The sequence below is a fragment of the Marinitoga sp. 1138 genome (assembly GCF_013363265.1).
Taxonomy (GTDB): Bacteria; Thermotogota; Thermotogae; order Petrotogales; family Petrotogaceae; genus Marinitoga; species Marinitoga piezophila.
The window spans coordinates 281,348-298,059 of the sequence record NZ_LBFA01000006.1; the positions used below are offsets into that span (position 1 = coordinate 281,348).

At 29.6% G+C, this 16,712-nt stretch carries 15 protein-coding genes; 3 read left to right on the plus strand and 12 right to left on the minus strand.

The genetic code is table 11. The features are described from left to right. The first annotated feature begins 46 nt into the window (after positions 1-46). From XO11_RS03255 to XO11_RS03265, 3 genes are read left to right on the plus strand one after another with little or no spacing between them, the layout of a single operon-like run. Positions 47-607 carry an RNA polymerase sigma factor gene (locus XO11_RS03255; protein ID WP_014296150.1) on the plus strand — a complete coding sequence of 187 codons (561 nt, stop codon included), beginning with the start codon at positions 47-49 and terminating at the stop codon, positions 605-607. Next, on the plus strand, positions 604-810 hold the full coding sequence (locus tag XO11_RS03260; RefSeq protein ID WP_014296151.1) for a hypothetical protein: 207 nt from the start codon (positions 604-606) through the stop codon (positions 808-810). The genes XO11_RS03255 and XO11_RS03260 overlap by 4 nt, the downstream gene beginning before the upstream one ends. A gap of 1 nt (position 811) precedes the next feature. Next, positions 812-1,264 (plus strand): SoxR reducing system RseC family protein, encoded by a 453-nt coding sequence (locus XO11_RS03265; RefSeq protein ID WP_014296152.1) that lies wholly within the window; start codon positions 812-814, stop codon positions 1,262-1,264. A 33-nt stretch (positions 1,265-1,297) separates the two neighbouring features. Here XO11_RS03265 and XO11_RS03270 read toward each other — a convergent pair whose 3' ends face one another. The 12 genes from XO11_RS03270 to hisS form a co-directional block, all read right to left on the minus strand. Then, entirely contained in the window at positions 1,298-2,548 is a 1,251-nt protein-coding gene (locus XO11_RS03270; RefSeq protein ID WP_014296153.1) for an MFS transporter, read from the minus strand. Positions 2,549-2,565: 17 nt separating this feature from the next. After that, positions 2,566-4,539 (minus strand): excinuclease ABC subunit UvrB, encoded by a 1,974-nt coding sequence (gene uvrB, locus XO11_RS03275; protein WP_175418156.1) that lies wholly within the window; start codon positions 4,537-4,539, stop codon positions 2,566-2,568. Between the two features lie 86 nt (positions 4,540-4,625). Next, entirely contained in the window at positions 4,626-7,991 is a 3,366-nt protein-coding gene (locus XO11_RS03280; protein WP_175418157.1) for a PQQ-binding-like beta-propeller repeat protein, read from the minus strand. Positions 7,992-8,096: 105 nt separating this feature from the next. Continuing rightward, positions 8,097-9,308 (minus strand): 6-phosphofructokinase, encoded by a 1,212-nt coding sequence (locus XO11_RS03285; protein WP_175418158.1) that lies wholly within the window; start codon positions 9,306-9,308, stop codon positions 8,097-8,099. Between the two features lie 127 nt (positions 9,309-9,435). Beyond that, positions 9,436-10,608, minus strand: a complete 1,173-nt coding sequence (locus XO11_RS03290) for an inorganic phosphate transporter (RefSeq protein ID WP_083635706.1) — start codon at positions 10,606-10,608, stop codon at positions 9,436-9,438. A gap of 56 nt (positions 10,609-10,664) precedes the next feature. Next, positions 10,665-11,342, minus strand: a complete 678-nt coding sequence (locus tag XO11_RS03295; RefSeq protein ID WP_014296158.1) for a DUF47 domain-containing protein — start codon at positions 11,340-11,342, stop codon at positions 10,665-10,667. An 11-nt stretch (positions 11,343-11,353) separates the two neighbouring features. Beyond that, the gene (locus tag XO11_RS03300) at positions 11,354-11,848 is read right to left on the minus strand and encodes a J domain-containing protein (RefSeq protein ID WP_014296159.1); all 495 of its coding nucleotides are present in this window, start codon (positions 11,846-11,848) and stop codon (positions 11,354-11,356) included. Between the two features lie 92 nt (positions 11,849-11,940). Continuing rightward, entirely contained in the window at positions 11,941-12,543 is a 603-nt protein-coding gene (locus XO11_RS03305; RefSeq protein WP_175418159.1) for a CPBP family intramembrane glutamic endopeptidase, read from the minus strand. 7 nt (positions 12,544-12,550) lie between these two features. Then, a complete protein-coding gene (locus tag XO11_RS03310; RefSeq protein ID WP_014296161.1) occupies positions 12,551-14,134 on the minus strand; it encodes a CTP synthase in 1,584 nt (527 codons plus the stop codon). A gap of 86 nt (positions 14,135-14,220) precedes the next feature. Then, on the minus strand, positions 14,221-14,475 hold the full coding sequence (acpP, locus tag XO11_RS03315; RefSeq protein WP_014296162.1) for an acyl carrier protein: 255 nt from the start codon (positions 14,473-14,475) through the stop codon (positions 14,221-14,223). A 112-nt stretch (positions 14,476-14,587) separates the two neighbouring features. Next, complete coding sequence (locus XO11_RS03320) at positions 14,588-15,442, minus strand: hypothetical protein (protein WP_014296163.1); 855 nt, start codon at positions 15,440-15,442, stop codon at positions 14,588-14,590. A gap of 4 nt (positions 15,443-15,446) precedes the next feature. Continuing rightward, entirely contained in the window at positions 15,447-16,712 is a 1,266-nt protein-coding gene (hisS, locus tag XO11_RS03325; protein WP_014296164.1) for a histidine--tRNA ligase, read from the minus strand.

The following is a 16,712-nucleotide window of genomic DNA, read 5'->3' on the forward strand; positions in this document are numbered from 1 at the left end:
CTCTTTTGTGGTATAATATTTAAAAACCACAAAGAGGTGATCTTTTTTGACAGAAAAAAAATTAATTGAAAGATTAAAAGCTAAAGATAAAGAAGCTTTTGAAGAGTTATACAATCAATATGCACCCAAAATATATGTAACCCTCAAAAATTATGTTGGACCAAATGAGATTGAAGATGCTCTTCAAGAGGTATTTTATAAGATATTTAAAGGAATCCATACATTTAGAGGGGATTCAAAGCTTTCGACATGGATTTATCAAATCACTATTAATGTTGGAAAGGATTTCATAAGAAAGAAAATTAAAAACCCTGTGGAAAATATTGATCTTACTGAAAATTATACAGAAGGCGTTGGAATCCAACCACATTCTGATGTAAACGTCTCAAATGAAGTTTTTGATGAAATGGAAATGGATAAAATCATTAAAATCATGGATAAATTATCCGAGGAAGATAAAACCCTTATTAAATTAAGAGATATTGACGGTCTTAGTTATGATGAAATTGCCAAGAAATTAAATAAACCGCTTGGAAGTGTAAAGAGCCGTTTGCATTATGCAAGGAAGAAATTCCAAAAACTTCTCAAGGAGGAAGGCCTCTTATGATAGACGAAAAGAAATTAGAATTAATTAATATGATATTAGATGGTGAAAATGTGGATTTCGATGAAAACTTAGAAGAGGATATTGCAAAATACAAATCATATGTAAGAGCTTATTTTTTAACTCAGGAAAGTTATATTATTACAGAAAAATATAAAAGTACTATTATTTCAAAAATAATAGTAAGCATTGACGCGGAGGAATAATATGCGAGAAGTATTTATGGTTGGAAACATAGAAGACAATAATGTATATCTTATTAGCAACATGAGTTCCGCATGTGAAACATGTACTCTAAATGGAGCATGTAGTGCTGGAAGTTCACAAAGAACCATGAAAATTAATAAATCTCAATTTGAAAAAATGCCTTCAATTGGAGATTATGTTGTAATAGAATTACCGGAATTTTCTGTATCCAAAATTTCATTCATTATATATGGCTTTCCTCTTATAATGTTTATTCTATTTTTAGTTATTGCATATTTTATTACAAAAAGCGATACTTATGCTTTTGTATCAGGGATAATTGGAATATCAATTTCATATGGAGTAATTGCCTATCTTGATAGAACCGTCTTTAAAAAGAAATATCAACCAAAAGTTATTGAAATACTTCCAAAAAGAAATAATATCAATTTATCTGTTGGTATAATAAAATAGCGAGCTTGTTTATTCAAGCTCGCTATTTTATTATTAAATCTCATTATGAGCTGCAAACTTTAAAGAAATAAGAGTCAAAACTATTAAACCAATAGAGACTATACTTAATGCATAACCTATTCCTATCAAATCTGCTAAATATCCTATAACAGGAGTTAATATTGCTGTTAAAAGAGTTTTAAATTGCGATTCAACTGAAAGTACAGAAGCAAGAATATTATTATCTATATTATTTGAAATATAGGCTACGCTTATAGGCTTCCTTAAATTTTCTATTAAATATATTCCAAGGTAAAAGATAATAGAAATTGTAAATAATTTAAATTCATAGGTTATTCCACTTAATATTCCAAAAACAAACCCAAGACTCATTGTTAATACCAGCGGCTTCAAATATGTTTTAAACTTTTCAGCAAACTTACCAGAACGTCTTGATACAAAAGATGTAAGAAAATATATTACCGAATATACTATACCAATTACCAGCGAAGAGCGTTTATCTTCACTTAAACTCATAAATATTGGTAAAGATATTGCAAATGATTTCAACATAGGTTGCAAAAAGTCTTTTACTGCAGAATAATAACCTGTATATGATGAACTTATTAAAATGCTTCCAAATAATCTTGCACTTTTAAATGCTACAGCAAATTCTTTAATTACCTTTTTAAATGAATTGGTAAACTCTTTAAAATCAAATCTTTCAAGCGTTCCATCTAATTCCTTTGGATAAGTGAGCATTAGAATTAAATCAAAAATATACGGAATTATCGTAAATAAAAATATAGTTTGATACTTTCCAGAATAAAATACAATACCACCAGCTATTAAAGATGAAATAGCAGATCCCAGCTGTGAACATGATCTTGTATTACCATAATAATGAACCTTCATCTTTTCCCAGCCTTTGATTTTTAAATATTCAAAAATCATAGCTTTATGCGTTCCTGTTCTAAATGCCTCACCAAAAGCATAAAGAATCATCGCAAATGCAAAAATAGTATAACTTTTAGAAAAATAAAAAATAATGAAAGAAATTATATAACTTGAAAAAGAAAATACCATAGATCGCCTTCTACCAACAGAATCAGCAATAATTCCAGTTGGAATTTCAAGAATATTTGTCGCAATTTTCATTATTGAATAAAGCGTACCTATTTGAAAGAAGTTAAGCCCTTTTTCAAGAAAAAACAAAACAAGAAAAGGCTCAAAAAATCGCAAATTTTTCAAAAATCCATAAGCACAAAACTTATAAAACTGTAAATCCTTGTACTTTTTATCCATCTTTAACCTCCTATCTTTTATTTTATTCTATATTTTTTCTTTACCCTTTTTATTTCATCTCTATATTTTGCAGCATCTTCATATCTTAATTCTGAAGCCGCTTTAAACATTTCTGCTTCTAATAATTGAATATATTCTTCCGGTGTTGTTCCTTCTGCTACTTCAAAGATAAATTCCGGTTTTTCTGTTTTTTCCATGAATTGTTCAAAAATATTTTTAGGTAATTCCTTAATAATACTTTTAGGAATTATATTATTTTTTTCATTATAATACATCTGAATCTTTCTTCTTCTATTTGTTTCATATATTGCCTTTTGCATTGCTTCAGTAATTTTATCTGCATATAATATTACCTTTCCATTTATATTTCTTGCTGCACGTCCTATAGTCTGAATTAATGTAGTTTCTGAACGTAAAAAACCTTCTCTATCAGAATCCATTATAGCAACTAGCGAAACTTCTGGTAAGTCAAGACCTTCTCTTAAAAGATTAACACCTATTACCGCATCAATTTCACCACTTCTTAGTTTTCTAATAACTTCAGCTCTTTCTATTGCATCTAATTCAGAATGAAGGTAGGTAGCTTTTATTCCGAGCAAATTTAAATGATCAGAAAGCATTTCTGCATCTTTTTTGGTTAATACAACAGCTATTGCTCTTTCATTTCGAGATATTATTTTCTTTAATTCTGCAATAAAATCGTCCACCTGACCCATTGTAGGACGAACAATTACTTCTGGATCAATAAGGCCTGTAGGCCTGATTATTTGCTCTACTACTTGTTCAGAATGCTCAAATTCAAATGATCCCGGTGTTGCAGAAACAAAAATTGTCTGGCGAATTTTCGATATAAATTCATCAAATTTCAGCGGTCTATTGTCAAATGCTGACGGAAGTCTAAAACCGTATTCTATAAGATTTCTTTTTCTGGAATGATCTCCTGCCCACATTGCTCTAAGCTGAGGAATAGCTATATGCGTTTCATCTATAAATGTAATAAAATCATCGTCAAAGTAATCAAGTAATGTCCAGGGCGGTTCTCCAGGTTTCCTCATATCAAAATGCCTTGAATAATTTTCTATTCCTTTACAATGCCCCAATGTTTCCAGTAATTCTATATCCATTAATGTTCTTTGTTTTAATCTTTGTGCTTCAAGTAATTTACCTGCTTTTTGTAATTCTTTCAGTCTTTCTTCCAGTTCTTCGCGAATAGACTGAGTTGCTCTCATTATCTTTTCTTCAGTGGTAACAAATTCGCTTGCAGGATAAATGGTAATTTTATCAAAACTTTCAATCTTAGTTCTGTTTAATATATCAAATGAGTATATTTTTTCAACTTCATCATCAAAAAATTCTATTCTAATTCCAAAATCTTCATATGGTGGATATATTTCGAGTATATCCCCTTTAAATCTAAAATTACCGCCTGTATGTTTATCTTCTGAGCGATTATAAAGCATTTTTGCAAGTGATTCTAAAATAAATCGTCTATTATATTCTTCTCCTACTTTTATTTTTAAATTTATATTGGCAAAATCTTCAGGATTTCCAGATGCATATATAGCCGAAACACTGGATACCACTATAACATCCCTTCTGGTTAATACAGATTTTAATGTGGATAATCGCATTTTTTGAAGAATTTCATTTATACTTGCATCTTTTTCTATATACATGTCTCTTGTTGGTATATATGCTTCTGGCTGATAATAATCGTAATAACTTATAAAGAATTCAACTTTATTTTCAGGGAAAAACTCCTTAAATTCTCTGTATAATTGAACAGCAAGTATTTTATTTGGGGATAATATTAAAGTAGGCCTGTTTAATCTCTCTATTACATTGGCCATGGTAAATGTTTTGCCTGAACCGGTGACCCCTAATAACGTTTGAAATCTATATCCTTTTTTTATTCCTTCAACTAATTTATCTATTGCTTCTGGTTGATCACCCTGAGGTTTATATTTTGAATATAATTTAAAGTCTGGCATTATATCACCTTTTTATTTTAAAATTTTACTTATATTATTATTATAACATGAAAAAATAACAGGGACCTGAAAAGTCCCTGTTATTTTCAATAAACACCCATTGAATTTTTGCCTATCATTGGCCAGCTTGACGAATCCGGTCCTGTTATATTATCATATATTGCATAAATATAACCATTATAAGTAGAAAAATAAATTGTTCCATCATTTGATATTATTGGACTTTGAAAATATGTATAGTCTCCAGAATCAAGTGTAAATACCCATTTTTCACTTCCATCTCCTGGATTAAATGCATATAATTTTGTGTCAGTTAAAACATAAATTGTTCCATCACTTCCTACTGCTGGAGAACGTGAAAATATATGATCACCATTTGGTAAGGTTATTGACCATTTTTCAGTAAGATCCGGATTTACTGCATATAATTTATCATAATAAACTGCATAAATTGTTCCATCACTTCCTACAACCGGCATTCCCGGATTAAATCCAACTGATGATGGCGGATCAGACATAATTGTATCTGTAGAAAATTCTGTATCTATATTATAATAAGCAATCGAATAATCATCTCCAGTAGTAAAACTAGTTATAAGATAGTTTTCATTGTTATAATTACTATATATCACTCCATATGCTGCTTTAAATCCTTCAGTTGTTTTTTCACCAAAATAAGCATCCAACTTTATTACACCTGGGTTAGAACCTTCAAATGGTATAAACAAATAATCTACTCCTTCTATTTTAGCTGAGATTATCCCTGAAACATCCGATGTATTGGCATTAATAGTTGTAGTAGAACAGGAACCACTTTCATATGTTACAAATAATGTTGCACCAATAAGATTCCCTGCTGTTTCATCTTTGCCTATAAAATACAAATTACCATCTTCTATACTTGTAAAATATGGGAATAAATTAGAGGCAATATCTGGAATAGACCATTTCACAAATCCCAAATCTGAATCAATTGCAACCATAGAGGAACCGTTTCCTCGTAATGTAGTATAAATATTCCCATCATAACCTTTCATTAAACTATACCCCGCCAGAAAATCGTCTATCATACTACCTTGTACTATATAATAAACAAGCATTGTATTCCATTCCAAATTACCATTTGAATTATACTTTGAAACATATGTTTTTGTATTTTCTGTACTTGAGGATGAATAGGTTATATATATATTTCCTTCATCGTCTATTACAGGATTTGCTGCAATATAATTCCCACCTGTATCTATTTTGAACTTTAATGTTCCTGGAACTATATGTCTTATAGTATATATTTCACTGAAGCTTTTAGCTCCGTGTTCGTCTTTTGCAACTATTTGCCAGTATAGAACATCTGTAGTCAATGAAATAGTATAGGAATTTGTTGTTAAATCCGATGCAGTAATTGCAAGAGTATTTGTAGATACAGTACTTGTATATAAATCATAAACTACAGTATCGTTGTCCTTATCTACTACTTCATTCCAGTTTAAAATAACAGAATTTTCATATACTTTTTCCAGGTTATCAGGAGAAATTAATACAGGATCTTCTGGTGGTGAATTTGTTTTAAATTTATAAATTGCACTTTCTGTTTCTCCACGATTTCCATCATTTGCTATTACTTTCCAGTAATATGTTTTATCTTCTTCTAAATTTGATATAGTTATTGTTGTGCTTTCATAACTACTTTCTACCAACGGTGGACTTGATATATCTCCAAAATATATATCATATTTTATCTGATCTCCATCTATATCCAATCCATTCCATACCAATACTACTGTATCAGTACTTTCTACTGTTTCATTATTCATTGGATTTACTATACTTATTGATGGTACATTGTTTGGTTTTTCGGCAACTGTTACTGAACTTATTCCTGTTTCGCTTATGCCGCCTCGTCCATCATTCACTCTTATTTTCCAATAATATGTTTTACCTCTTTCTACTGGAATTATGTAACCTGTACTTTCACTGCTCACCTGTACTAACGGTGGATTCTTTTGTTCTCCATAATATATATCTGATTTTACTTCATCTCCATCTTCATCACTTATTTCCCATTTTAATTCTATTTCTGTTGTTTCATAACTATATTCTTCCCCATCATCAGGACTTTCCTTTGTTACTACCGGAATATGATTATTTTCTTCCATTTCTTTATTGGTTTTAAATTTATATACTCCACTATCTGTTTCACCATCATTATTATCCTTTGCTATTACTCTCCAATAATATATTTTATCTTCTTCTAAATTTGGTATTGTAATTGTTGTTTTTTCATATCCACTTTCTATTAATGGAGGACTTGATATATCTCCAAAATATACATCATATTTAATCTGGTCACCATCTATATCTGATCCTTTCCATTCCAGTACTACTGTATCAGTGCTAATCAATGTTTCACTGTTTAAAGGACTTATTATATCTATAGCTGGATCAGTATTTTCCGGATTATCCCCACTATGTTCTATAATAAAATAGTAAGTGTCAGACTCTGTTAATGCACCTCTGGAATCTTTTACCTGAATTCTCCAATAGTATTTTTTATTTTCTTTAAGATCTGATATTATTAAGCTTGTTGAATCATAATCCACTTTTATTAAAGAGGGTAAAGGAAAATCTCCAAAATATACATTATATGTTAATTTATCATTATCCGGATCTTTACTGTCCCAGATTATTTTTACTGTATTTGTACTTTCTAATGTTATATTATTTTCCGGAGATATTAAGTCTATAGCCGGCGAATGATTACCCGGAATTTCTACCTGTTTTGTATAAAAATATTGCGTTTTTGATTCCACAAATCCACCATCTTCACCATAAGATATTATTTTCCAATAATATCTCTTTCCAGGTTTTAAATGACTTAAATAAAAATATTTTTCTTTATAATGTTCTTTTACTAACGGTGGAATGGGATTATCTCCAAAATATATGCTATATTCTTTAACCTTAAAATCATCTTTATTCATTTTCCATTCCAAGGTTGCTTCATCTGTTTGAGATATTATTTGACCATTTTCTGGCGTCAAGAAAACGATTTCTAAGTTTTTATAAACATCATTTTCTTTTTCCTTTTCGCTTATTGTTTTAAAATACCATATTGGTCCTTCTGTAATCCCTCCTCTATTATCCTTTGCAACAACTTTCCATTTATATAATGTATCTGGATGTAAATTTGTGTATTTTATTTCAGTTTTTGGATAATCCACTTCTACTGGAGTTAAATTTCCATTGGATTCTGACAGATATACGTTATATAGTAATTTATCGTTATCTGAATCCTGGCAATTCCATTTTAATGTTATTTCCGTTGCAACATTTGTTGAATTATTTGCAGGAAATGGTTCATACGGTTTTAACGGTGCTGTATTTCTTAAAAAACATCCTGCTAATAATATCAATATCATACCCAGCCATACAATTTTATACAATCGTTTCATAATACCGCCCCCTAAAAATTATTAATACATCTTTAATTCAATTATATCACAAAATTAAAAAAATGGTCGATTTTTTATAATCGACCATTTTTTATTTATTATTTTTTAAATCCTATTTAATTTTAATCGTGCATATAATGGAATACCATTTAAATATGGTGGATAATATTCTCCTTCTATTAAAGGTAACGCATATTCAATGAATTTTTCATTTACAAACATTCCATCTTCTGTTATAAATTCTGGTGGAACAAGTTTTGTTTCATTTGCCACATTATCTAAAGGAATTAACTTTGTTGTGCTCATATATGGAGAATTCATTAATCTTTCAATTCCAACCATATATCCACTTTTGCCTTCTAATGCATATTTAACAGCCATTGCTCCAACTTCAATTGCTTCATTTACATCTACCTGACTTGAAATGTGTCTTCCACTTCTCTGTAAATAATCAGGCACTGCATAATGTGTTTTAATACCCAATTCGCTTCTTATAAGATTAGCAAGCGTTGAACCAATTCCACCTAATTGAACATTTCCAAAATTATCTTTATATCCTCGAGCTGCAACGAATGTTCCATCTACATATTTTATTCCTTCTGAAGCTGCAATTGAACAATAGCCGTATTTTTCAATTGTTTTTTCCACTTTTTCAAAAAACTTTTCTTTATTAAAAGGAACTTCTGGCAATAATATAATGTGTGGTCCGTCACTTTCATGCCTTTTGGCAAGCGCTGTAGAAGCCGCAACCCATCCTGCATGCCTTCCCATTGTTTCTAAAATAAATACTTTTGTAGAATCTGCAGCCATACTTTTTACATCTAATGTACCCTCCAAAATAGCGACAGAAAGATACTTTGCAATAGAACCAAAACCAGGAGTATGATCTGTTTCTGGTAAATCGTTATCTACTGTTTTTGGTACTCCCATTACTTTGATATCATATCCTATTTTTTGTGCATATTGATGGATTTTATTTGCTGTATCCATTGAATCATTTCCACCATTATAAAAGAAGTACTTTATGTTATACCTGTCAAATATTCTAAATATTTCCTCAAATTCACTTTCTTCTTTTAATTTTCTTCTACATGAACCAAAAGCACTTGATGGAGTAAACTTTAATAATTCTATTTGTTCTGGATCTTCTTTCCCCATATCTGCTAACTCTTCATTAAACACACCATTAATTCCATTGATTGCAACATAGATATTATCAATTTCTTCTGCATTTAATGCAGCTTTTATTACACCATATGCTGATGCATTTATTACACTGGTAACTCCTCCTGATTGTGCATATATAGCATTTTTCATACTAAAACCTCCCTCTCTATGTCAATAAAAATAATAGGCTCACCTTTAATGGTAAGCCTATTTTATCACATCTATAATTCAAAATTTTTAAACAGTATTAAAATTTGACGTCATATTTATTATGTATTTACATAAACATCGCAAATAATTTATACATCAAAAATGAAACTACTGCTGCCGCTGGAACTGTAAGGAACCATGAAACAAATATATCTTTTATAACTCCAAGATTTATTGAACCAACACCCCTTGCAAGTCCATTACCTATAACAGAACCAACTACAGTATGTGTTGTGGAAATTGGCATTCCCATGTTTGACGCTATTAATACTGTTGTTGCTGTAGAAAAGTCTATTGTAAACCCTCTTGAATTATTTAATTCTGTAATTTCTGTACCTACTGTTTTCATAACCCTCTGGCCCCAGATTGCAACACCAATTGCTATACCAAGCCCTCCCATTGCAAGTATATATCTTGGAATTTCTGCTTTTGCACCTACTGTTCCTGTTACAACAGCTGCATATATTGCAGCTACTGGCCCTATTGCATTTGCAACATCATTTGCGCCATGAGCTAAAGCAACATAACATGAAGTTACAACCTGAGATTTTCTAAATATTTCTTCGACATACTGATATGGATCATCTGTAACGTTTTTCATTTTGGCTATTATATAAATCATTATTATTACAGAAATAAATGCACCAAATAATGCGGCCCATATTATAGTTTTTAAAGTAATTGACATATGAAGGGTTTTTACAATAAATGAAAGTCCTATTATAAATGCGGCAAGGCCAAGAAAGAAAGGTATCCAGATTTTCGAATTTCTTTTTATGTCTTTACTGTGGAGAATAGTTGCAGAGATAGCTTTAAACATAAAGAAGGAAACCAGCAAACCAACAAGAGGTGAGATAATCCAGCTCAATGTAATGGTTACTATTTTACCCCAATTTACAACTGCTAGACCACCTGCGGCAATTCCATAACCCACCATACCTCCAACAATGGAATGAGTGGTTGAAACTGGCCATGAGAAATAGGTTGCTATCATTAACCATATTGTAGCCCCTATTAAAGCAGCCATTGACCCCCAGATAACCACTTTTGGATCAGCAAGTAAATCAAGGTGCAATATTCCCTTTCTTATTGTTTCAGTAACCTGTTTCCCAAAAAATGTAGCGCCAACAAATTCTAAAACCCCTGCAATTAATACAGCCTGTTTTGGTGTAATAGCCTTTGCACCAACAGCAGTAGCCATCGAATTAGCAACATCATTGGCACCAATTGCAAGTGCCATTCCAAATCCTATTAATAATCCTATAATTAATATTGTAGTCACGGATTTATCCTCCTTTACTCATTTATTAATATATGTACTCTATCACATACGTTTTGAGTAACATCAGCTATACGAGCAAGTAATAATATTAATTCCCTTAAGTAAAGGAAATCAATAGGATTCATTGTATTTTTCTGGGAATAAAGCCATTTCCCAAATTTAAATAATTTATTATCTACATCTTTTTCAAACCATTTCATTTCTTTTATATCCTGCTCTTCTATTGAAACTGTTTCTTTAGAAAAGTCAGAACTTAAGATTATTTTTAGATATTTTATGGTTTTTTTGAAATGATCAAGCATTTTTTCTATTTCATTTACAACAGAAAAAATAATTTCTTTATGTTCTTCTTCTAATTCTATTTGATTAAATGTCATTTTTTTCGCTACATCTTCAATGAGATCGATTATTGAATCCTGTAAATCTATAAATTCCAGGAGTTCAATACGTTCAAATCTGTAAAGATGCCCTTTTTTTAATAATTGCCTGAAATTTCTTTTAATGTCGTCTGCATCGTCCTCAAGTTTATCAATTTTTTCGACGAGATCTTCGATATTTTCCTGATTTAAATATCTTTTAAAAAGTTCAGGAAGATAATCCGATGCCTCTTCTACAATACGGGCATGTTTTATGATCTCATCAATAGGATTAAAACGTTGAAATACCTTTCCCCAGATAGTAATGGGAATCACCTCCTGTATGATTAATTATCTCTTGCATATTTAGACAGGAATTCATATGCTTCGTTAATCTGTTTAAACTTTTCTTCGCATATTTCTTTTCCATCTTTACATCTATCCGGATGATATTGCTTTGTTAAATCCCTGAATCTTTTTTTCAATTCATCTTTTGTGAAGTTTTCCGATAATCCAAATATATTTCTATAATAATCAAATTTTTGTCTTAATTCATAATAATTTTGAGAACCATAATATTGTCCTGAATCAGAAGAATTGCTGGTTTGTCTATATTGCCTGTAATTTCCGCCATATGTATTTCTCCTATACGGCCCATATCTATAGTATCTAACTCTTACATTTTTTGATAAAATATAGATCCCCAAAACAACAAAAAGCAATAATATAGGATTTCTCAGTATTAATACAAGAATTGATATGAAAAGTTTGAAAAAAATTGAAATTACAGAGAAAAAGCCTATTATTAATAATATTCCCAATATAAGCAGTATTCTGTCCATTTTTACCCTTCTTTCATAGTTCTTTTACAACAAGATAATAACATATAATTTTTGAAAGTTTATTGCTTTTATTTTTCAAAGAGAAAAAGGCATCAGAAAAATCTCTGATGCCTTTTATTATATATTCTGTATAATGCCGGAAAATCTATTAAAAAATGTAATAATATAGCATTTATAATTCCGTATTCAAAATAAATATAGGAAAAAAACAATCCAAAACCAAAACGCAAAGGAAAAGAAATAAAAAAATATTTTTTCTTTTCCATACCATTTATTACATTAAATATATGAACCATTGCAAATAAGAAAGAAGAGATTAAGACGCTATAAAATTCCATATTTAATATTTTTATTAAATATGTATTTAATATTCCTCTAAATAAAACCTCTTCTGTAATGGCTGCTGATAAAGGAATTAAAAAGACAAGATTTTTGTTTAAATATATTCTAAGTCCATCACTTTTTATTATTTTTTCTGGCAAAGTTATAATCGCTATTCCATAAACCACGAACACACTAAGCAATTTTAAATATTGCAGATTAAAAGTATATAATTTTAATCCCGCAATAGGAATTAAAATTAATGAAAATATTATTTTTATAGTCGAAGCTCTTTCTAACGAATACTTTTTTTCTATTAAGTATATAAATAAAAAGTATGCTGCTAATATTATTGCAAGAATTAGTATTTGCATGTATGAATTATTTCTCCTTCAATTTTATTATTGTTTCAACAAATGATTTAAATATTGGGTGAGGCACCCCAACTTTTGATTTTAATTCTGGATGATATTGAACGCCTATAAAGAATGGATGATTTTCTATTTCAACAGCTTCAACAAATTCAGATTTTGAGGATATTATTAATTTGTTTTCTTTGTTTTCTTCGTCTGGATATGCAAATAATTCTTTGAATTTTTCTAAATTAACTTCATATCTATGTCTATGTCTTTCGCTGATATTTTCTTTTTTATAAATTTCATATAATCTGGTATTTTTAAATACTTTTGTATCCTGAGCTCCCAATCTCATTGTCCCGCCTAATTTTAATACTTTTTTCTGTTCTTCCATTATGTCTATTACAGGATATGGGGTTTCAGGATTAAATTCAGAAGAATTTGCGTTTTCTAAATTTCCCACATTTCTTGCAAACTCAATTACAATAATCTGCATTCCAAGACATATTCCAAATAATGGTATTTTGTTTTCTCTTGCAATTTTTACCGCTTTTATCTTTCCTTCTATTCCTCTTTTTCCAAATCCACCCGGTATTATTATACCATCATATTTTAATAATAATTCCTTTGCTTCTTCTTCTGATAATTCTTCGAGTATTTGTGAATCTATAAGTTCAGGTTTTTCTGCTCCGCTTAAGAATATACTTTCTATTATGCTTTTATATGCATCATCTGTACCAAGATACTTACCAACCATGGCTATTTTTATTGGTGCAAATGTTTTTGGATAATTCCAGTTTAATGTGTCTTTTATTTTTAAATTTAATTTCTCTGCTATTATTTTTTGAATTCCCATGTAATATAATTTTTCCGGTACTTCATATACGTTATCTGCATCTGGAAGGTTTATAACATACTTTCTATCTATTCCAGCAAATAATGCTATTTTATCTAAACTCGGTGAATCTATTGTTTTTTCAGTTCTGATTATTAGCATGTTTGGATGAATACCTATTTTTCTTAATAATTGAACTGATTGTTGTGTTGGCTTCGTTTTAAATTCATTGGTAACTCTCAAATATGGTACAAAGGTTACATGAATAAAGAAAAAGTTTTCTATTCCTTCTTCAAGAGATAATTCTCTCACTGATTCAAGGAATATTTCTCCTTCAATATCCCCAACTGTTCCGCCTATCTCTATCATTAACAAATCAGCATCTATGCTTTTTATTCTATTTTTTATTTCTTCAGTTACGTGAGGTACCATCTGTACTGTTGCACCAAGATATTTACCTTCACGCTCTTTTTCTATTATTGATTTAAATATCTGTCCTGCTGTAATGTTATTAAAACGTTTCATATCAATTCCTAAAAATCTTTCATAATGCCCAAGATCAAGATCTGCTTCATATCCATCTTCAGTTACAAAAACTTCTCCGTGCTGATTTGGATTCATTGTTCCAGCATCAACGTTTAAATATGGATCAATTTTTAAGGAATTAACCTTTATTCCAGCATCTTTTAAAATTCTTCCTATGGATGCCGAAACAATTCCTTTACCTATTCCACTAAGAACTCCACCTGTTACTACAATATACTTTTTCGCCATTTTAAACCTCCTTCAAAATTTTATATTAATTTAAATTTTCTTTTACAAAAAAGAACAGGGGAAGCGACTGCTTCCCCTGTGAGGTATTATTCTTCGTCTATATTTAATTTTTCTGCAAGTGAGTTAACAACATCTTCTACAGTTCTTATATTTTCAAGTTCTTCGTCTTCGATAGATACTCCAAGTTCAGATTCAAATGCCATTGTTAAGTCAACAAGTTCTAATGAATCTGTATCTAAGTCGTCTGTAAAAGATGCATCGAGAGTTACGTCTTCTTCATCAACATTAAGTGTTTCAACTATAATTTCTTTTACCTTTTCAAAAAGTTCATCTCTTGTCATTTTTATACCTCCTTGATTGTTTTCACAAGACAGCCATTTTTTTAAGACTAAATCGGTATTATTATATTAATAATTTCAAAACATGTCAAGTAAATTTTTTGTAAATATAATTTTAAAATAATTTTTTTATCTTTTTAATATCTTCATCATCTATAATATCCTGATTTTTTAATTCTGATAATATTTTAAATTTCTCTGTTATATCAAGTTTTGAGATTTTTGAAAAGATATAGCTTAATAATTCATTTTTATTTTCAAATTTAATCTTCTTTATTTCTGAAACTATATCCTCTTTTTTACCTGTTGTTTTTTCATAATTATTATCTTCAATTGTTTTATTTTCAAATGATTCTTTTTTATATGTTTCACTTAATATATATAATGTGTTTGTTTCTTTTATTAAGGACAATAATAAAAACCATTCATAAAGATTAAAGGTTACTATTCTTAATATTACAACGGCATTGGCATCTCTATATTTTAATGGAGCTTTATCAATTAAGTTATGCTGAATCTCAAAGTTCTGCAATATAAACTGATCTCTTATTAATCTGTTAATTATTTTTATATAGGTTAGCCATAATAATAACAGAAATAAAACAAATAAAAATATTTCGCTATCAGGAATATATACATCTATATTTTTTAACTCTTCAATATTATGAACGCTTGCATACAATTTCTCAAACCTATTTGATATTTTTATAAAGATCAGTGTAAATCCAAGATAAGACAGTAGATATGCAATTAGATAAGATATAGAATTGTTTGTTTTTATTCTTTTTATATCTTCATTATCTATATTTGAGTTTTTAAAATATGCTTTTATTCTTTTTACATGTACATCCCTGTTTTTTAAAAGTATATGATATATAAACATTGTTATGGCAAAGCTTAATGGCCATAAGTATGGAATGATATACATTATCATCCCTAAAAAAACTATCATTGGGTTTAAAAGTATCATTGAATCACTCCATAGTATTTTTTTCTTTTAATATTTGAGGAACCCAATACCTTTCAACTTCAAATTGTTCCCCGGTTTTCATATTTTTTATTGAAACTGTTTCTTCATCTCTTTCTTTTTCTCCTATTATTGCTACAAATGTTGCTCCCATCTTATTTGCATGTTTTAATTGATTTCTTAAACTTCTATCTGAAATATTAAGGAAAACCCTCAAGCCTTCTTTTTTTAAGTTTCTTGAAAGTTTCAATGCTTCAATATCTGTATTTTCTCCGGAATATGCAACATATACATCGATTTCTTCTGGATTTTCGACTTCAACTTCTTCGCTTTTTAATGCAAGTATTATCCTTTCAACTCCCAGGGCAAATCCTATTGCTGGAGTTTCTTTTCCTCCTAATTCTTCAACAAGAGAATTGTATCTTCCACCACCAAGTATAGCAGATTGAGCTCCTAATCCATAATGAACAATTTCAAATGCTGTTCTTGAATAATAATCCAATCCTCTAACGATTTTTGGATCTATTTCATAACTAATTCCCATTTCATCAAGGTATTTTACTACACTTTCAAAATGTGATTTACATTCATCGCATAGATAATCTAAAATAGATGGTGCATCTTTTGATATTTCTCTATCTACTTTACAATCTAACAACCTCATTATATTGGTATCGTATCTAGTCTGACAATCCTTACACATATTTTCAAGATGTGGTTTAAAATATTTTTTTAATGCTTCCCTATATTTTGGACGGCATTTTGGACATCCTATACTGTTTATTTTTATTTTATAATTTTTCAACCCAAATGCTTTTAACAATTCATCAGCCAATATTATTGTTTCCGCATCAGAAATTGGTGTGTCTGTACCAAAAATTTCTACCCCTATTTGATGAAATTGTCTTTGACGTCCTGCTTGAGGTTTTTCATATCTAAACATTGGCCCCATATAATATAGTTTTATCGGTGAACCAAGATTTATCATGGAATTTTCTATATATGCTCTTACAACAGAAGCTGTGCCTTCTGGCCTTAATGTAACTGACCTTTTTCCTTTATCTTCAAATGTATACATTTCTTTTTTTACTATATCTGAAGTTTCACCTACACTCCTTGTAAATAATTCTGTTGGCTCTATTATAGGTGTTCTAATTTCTTTAAATCCATACTTTATAAATGTATCCCTTGCAATCTTTTCTATATAATACCAGTACTTTGTTTCATCACCAAATATATCCTGTGTTCCTTTAAACCGCTTATACTTCGCCAT

Excerpts from the sequence above, each read along its gene's own strand:
- acpP (WP_014296162.1), bottom strand. The coding sequence starts at position 14,475 with ATGACAAGAGATGAACTTTTTGAAAAGGTAAAAGAAATTATAGTTGAA.
- XO11_RS03320 (WP_014296163.1), bottom strand. The coding sequence starts at position 15,442 with ATGATACTTTTAAACCCAATGATAGTTTTTTTAGGGATGATAATGTAT.
- XO11_RS03280 (WP_175418157.1), bottom strand. The coding sequence starts at position 7,991 with ATGAAACGATTGTATAAAATTGTATGGCTGGGTATGATATTGATATTA.
- XO11_RS03260 (WP_014296151.1), top strand. The coding sequence starts at position 604 with ATGATAGACGAAAAGAAATTAGAATTAATTAATATGATATTAGATGGT.
- XO11_RS03265 (WP_014296152.1), top strand. The coding sequence starts at position 812 with ATGCGAGAAGTATTTATGGTTGGAAACATAGAAGACAATAATGTATAT.
- XO11_RS03290 (WP_083635706.1), bottom strand. The coding sequence starts at position 10,608 with ATGGCACTTGCAATTGGTGCCAATGATGTTGCTAATTCGATGGCTACT.
- hisS (WP_014296164.1), bottom strand. The coding sequence starts at position 16,712 with ATGGCGAAGTATAAGCGGTTTAAAGGAACACAGGATATATTTGGTGAT.
- XO11_RS03270 (WP_014296153.1), bottom strand. The coding sequence starts at position 2,548 with ATGGATAAAAAGTACAAGGATTTACAGTTTTATAAGTTTTGTGCTTAT.
- XO11_RS03300 (WP_014296159.1), bottom strand. The coding sequence starts at position 11,848 with ATGGACAGAATACTGCTTATATTGGGAATATTATTAATAATAGGCTTT.
- uvrB (WP_175418156.1), bottom strand. The coding sequence starts at position 4,539 with ATGCCAGACTTTAAATTATATTCAAAATATAAACCTCAGGGTGATCAA.
- XO11_RS03305 (WP_175418159.1), bottom strand. The coding sequence starts at position 12,543 with ATGCAAATACTAATTCTTGCAATAATATTAGCAGCATACTTTTTATTT.
- XO11_RS03285 (WP_175418158.1), bottom strand. The coding sequence starts at position 9,308 with ATGAAAAATGCTATATATGCACAATCAGGAGGAGTTACCAGTGTAATA.
- XO11_RS03310 (WP_014296161.1), bottom strand. The coding sequence starts at position 14,134 with ATGGCGAAAAAGTATATTGTAGTAACAGGTGGAGTTCTTAGTGGAATA.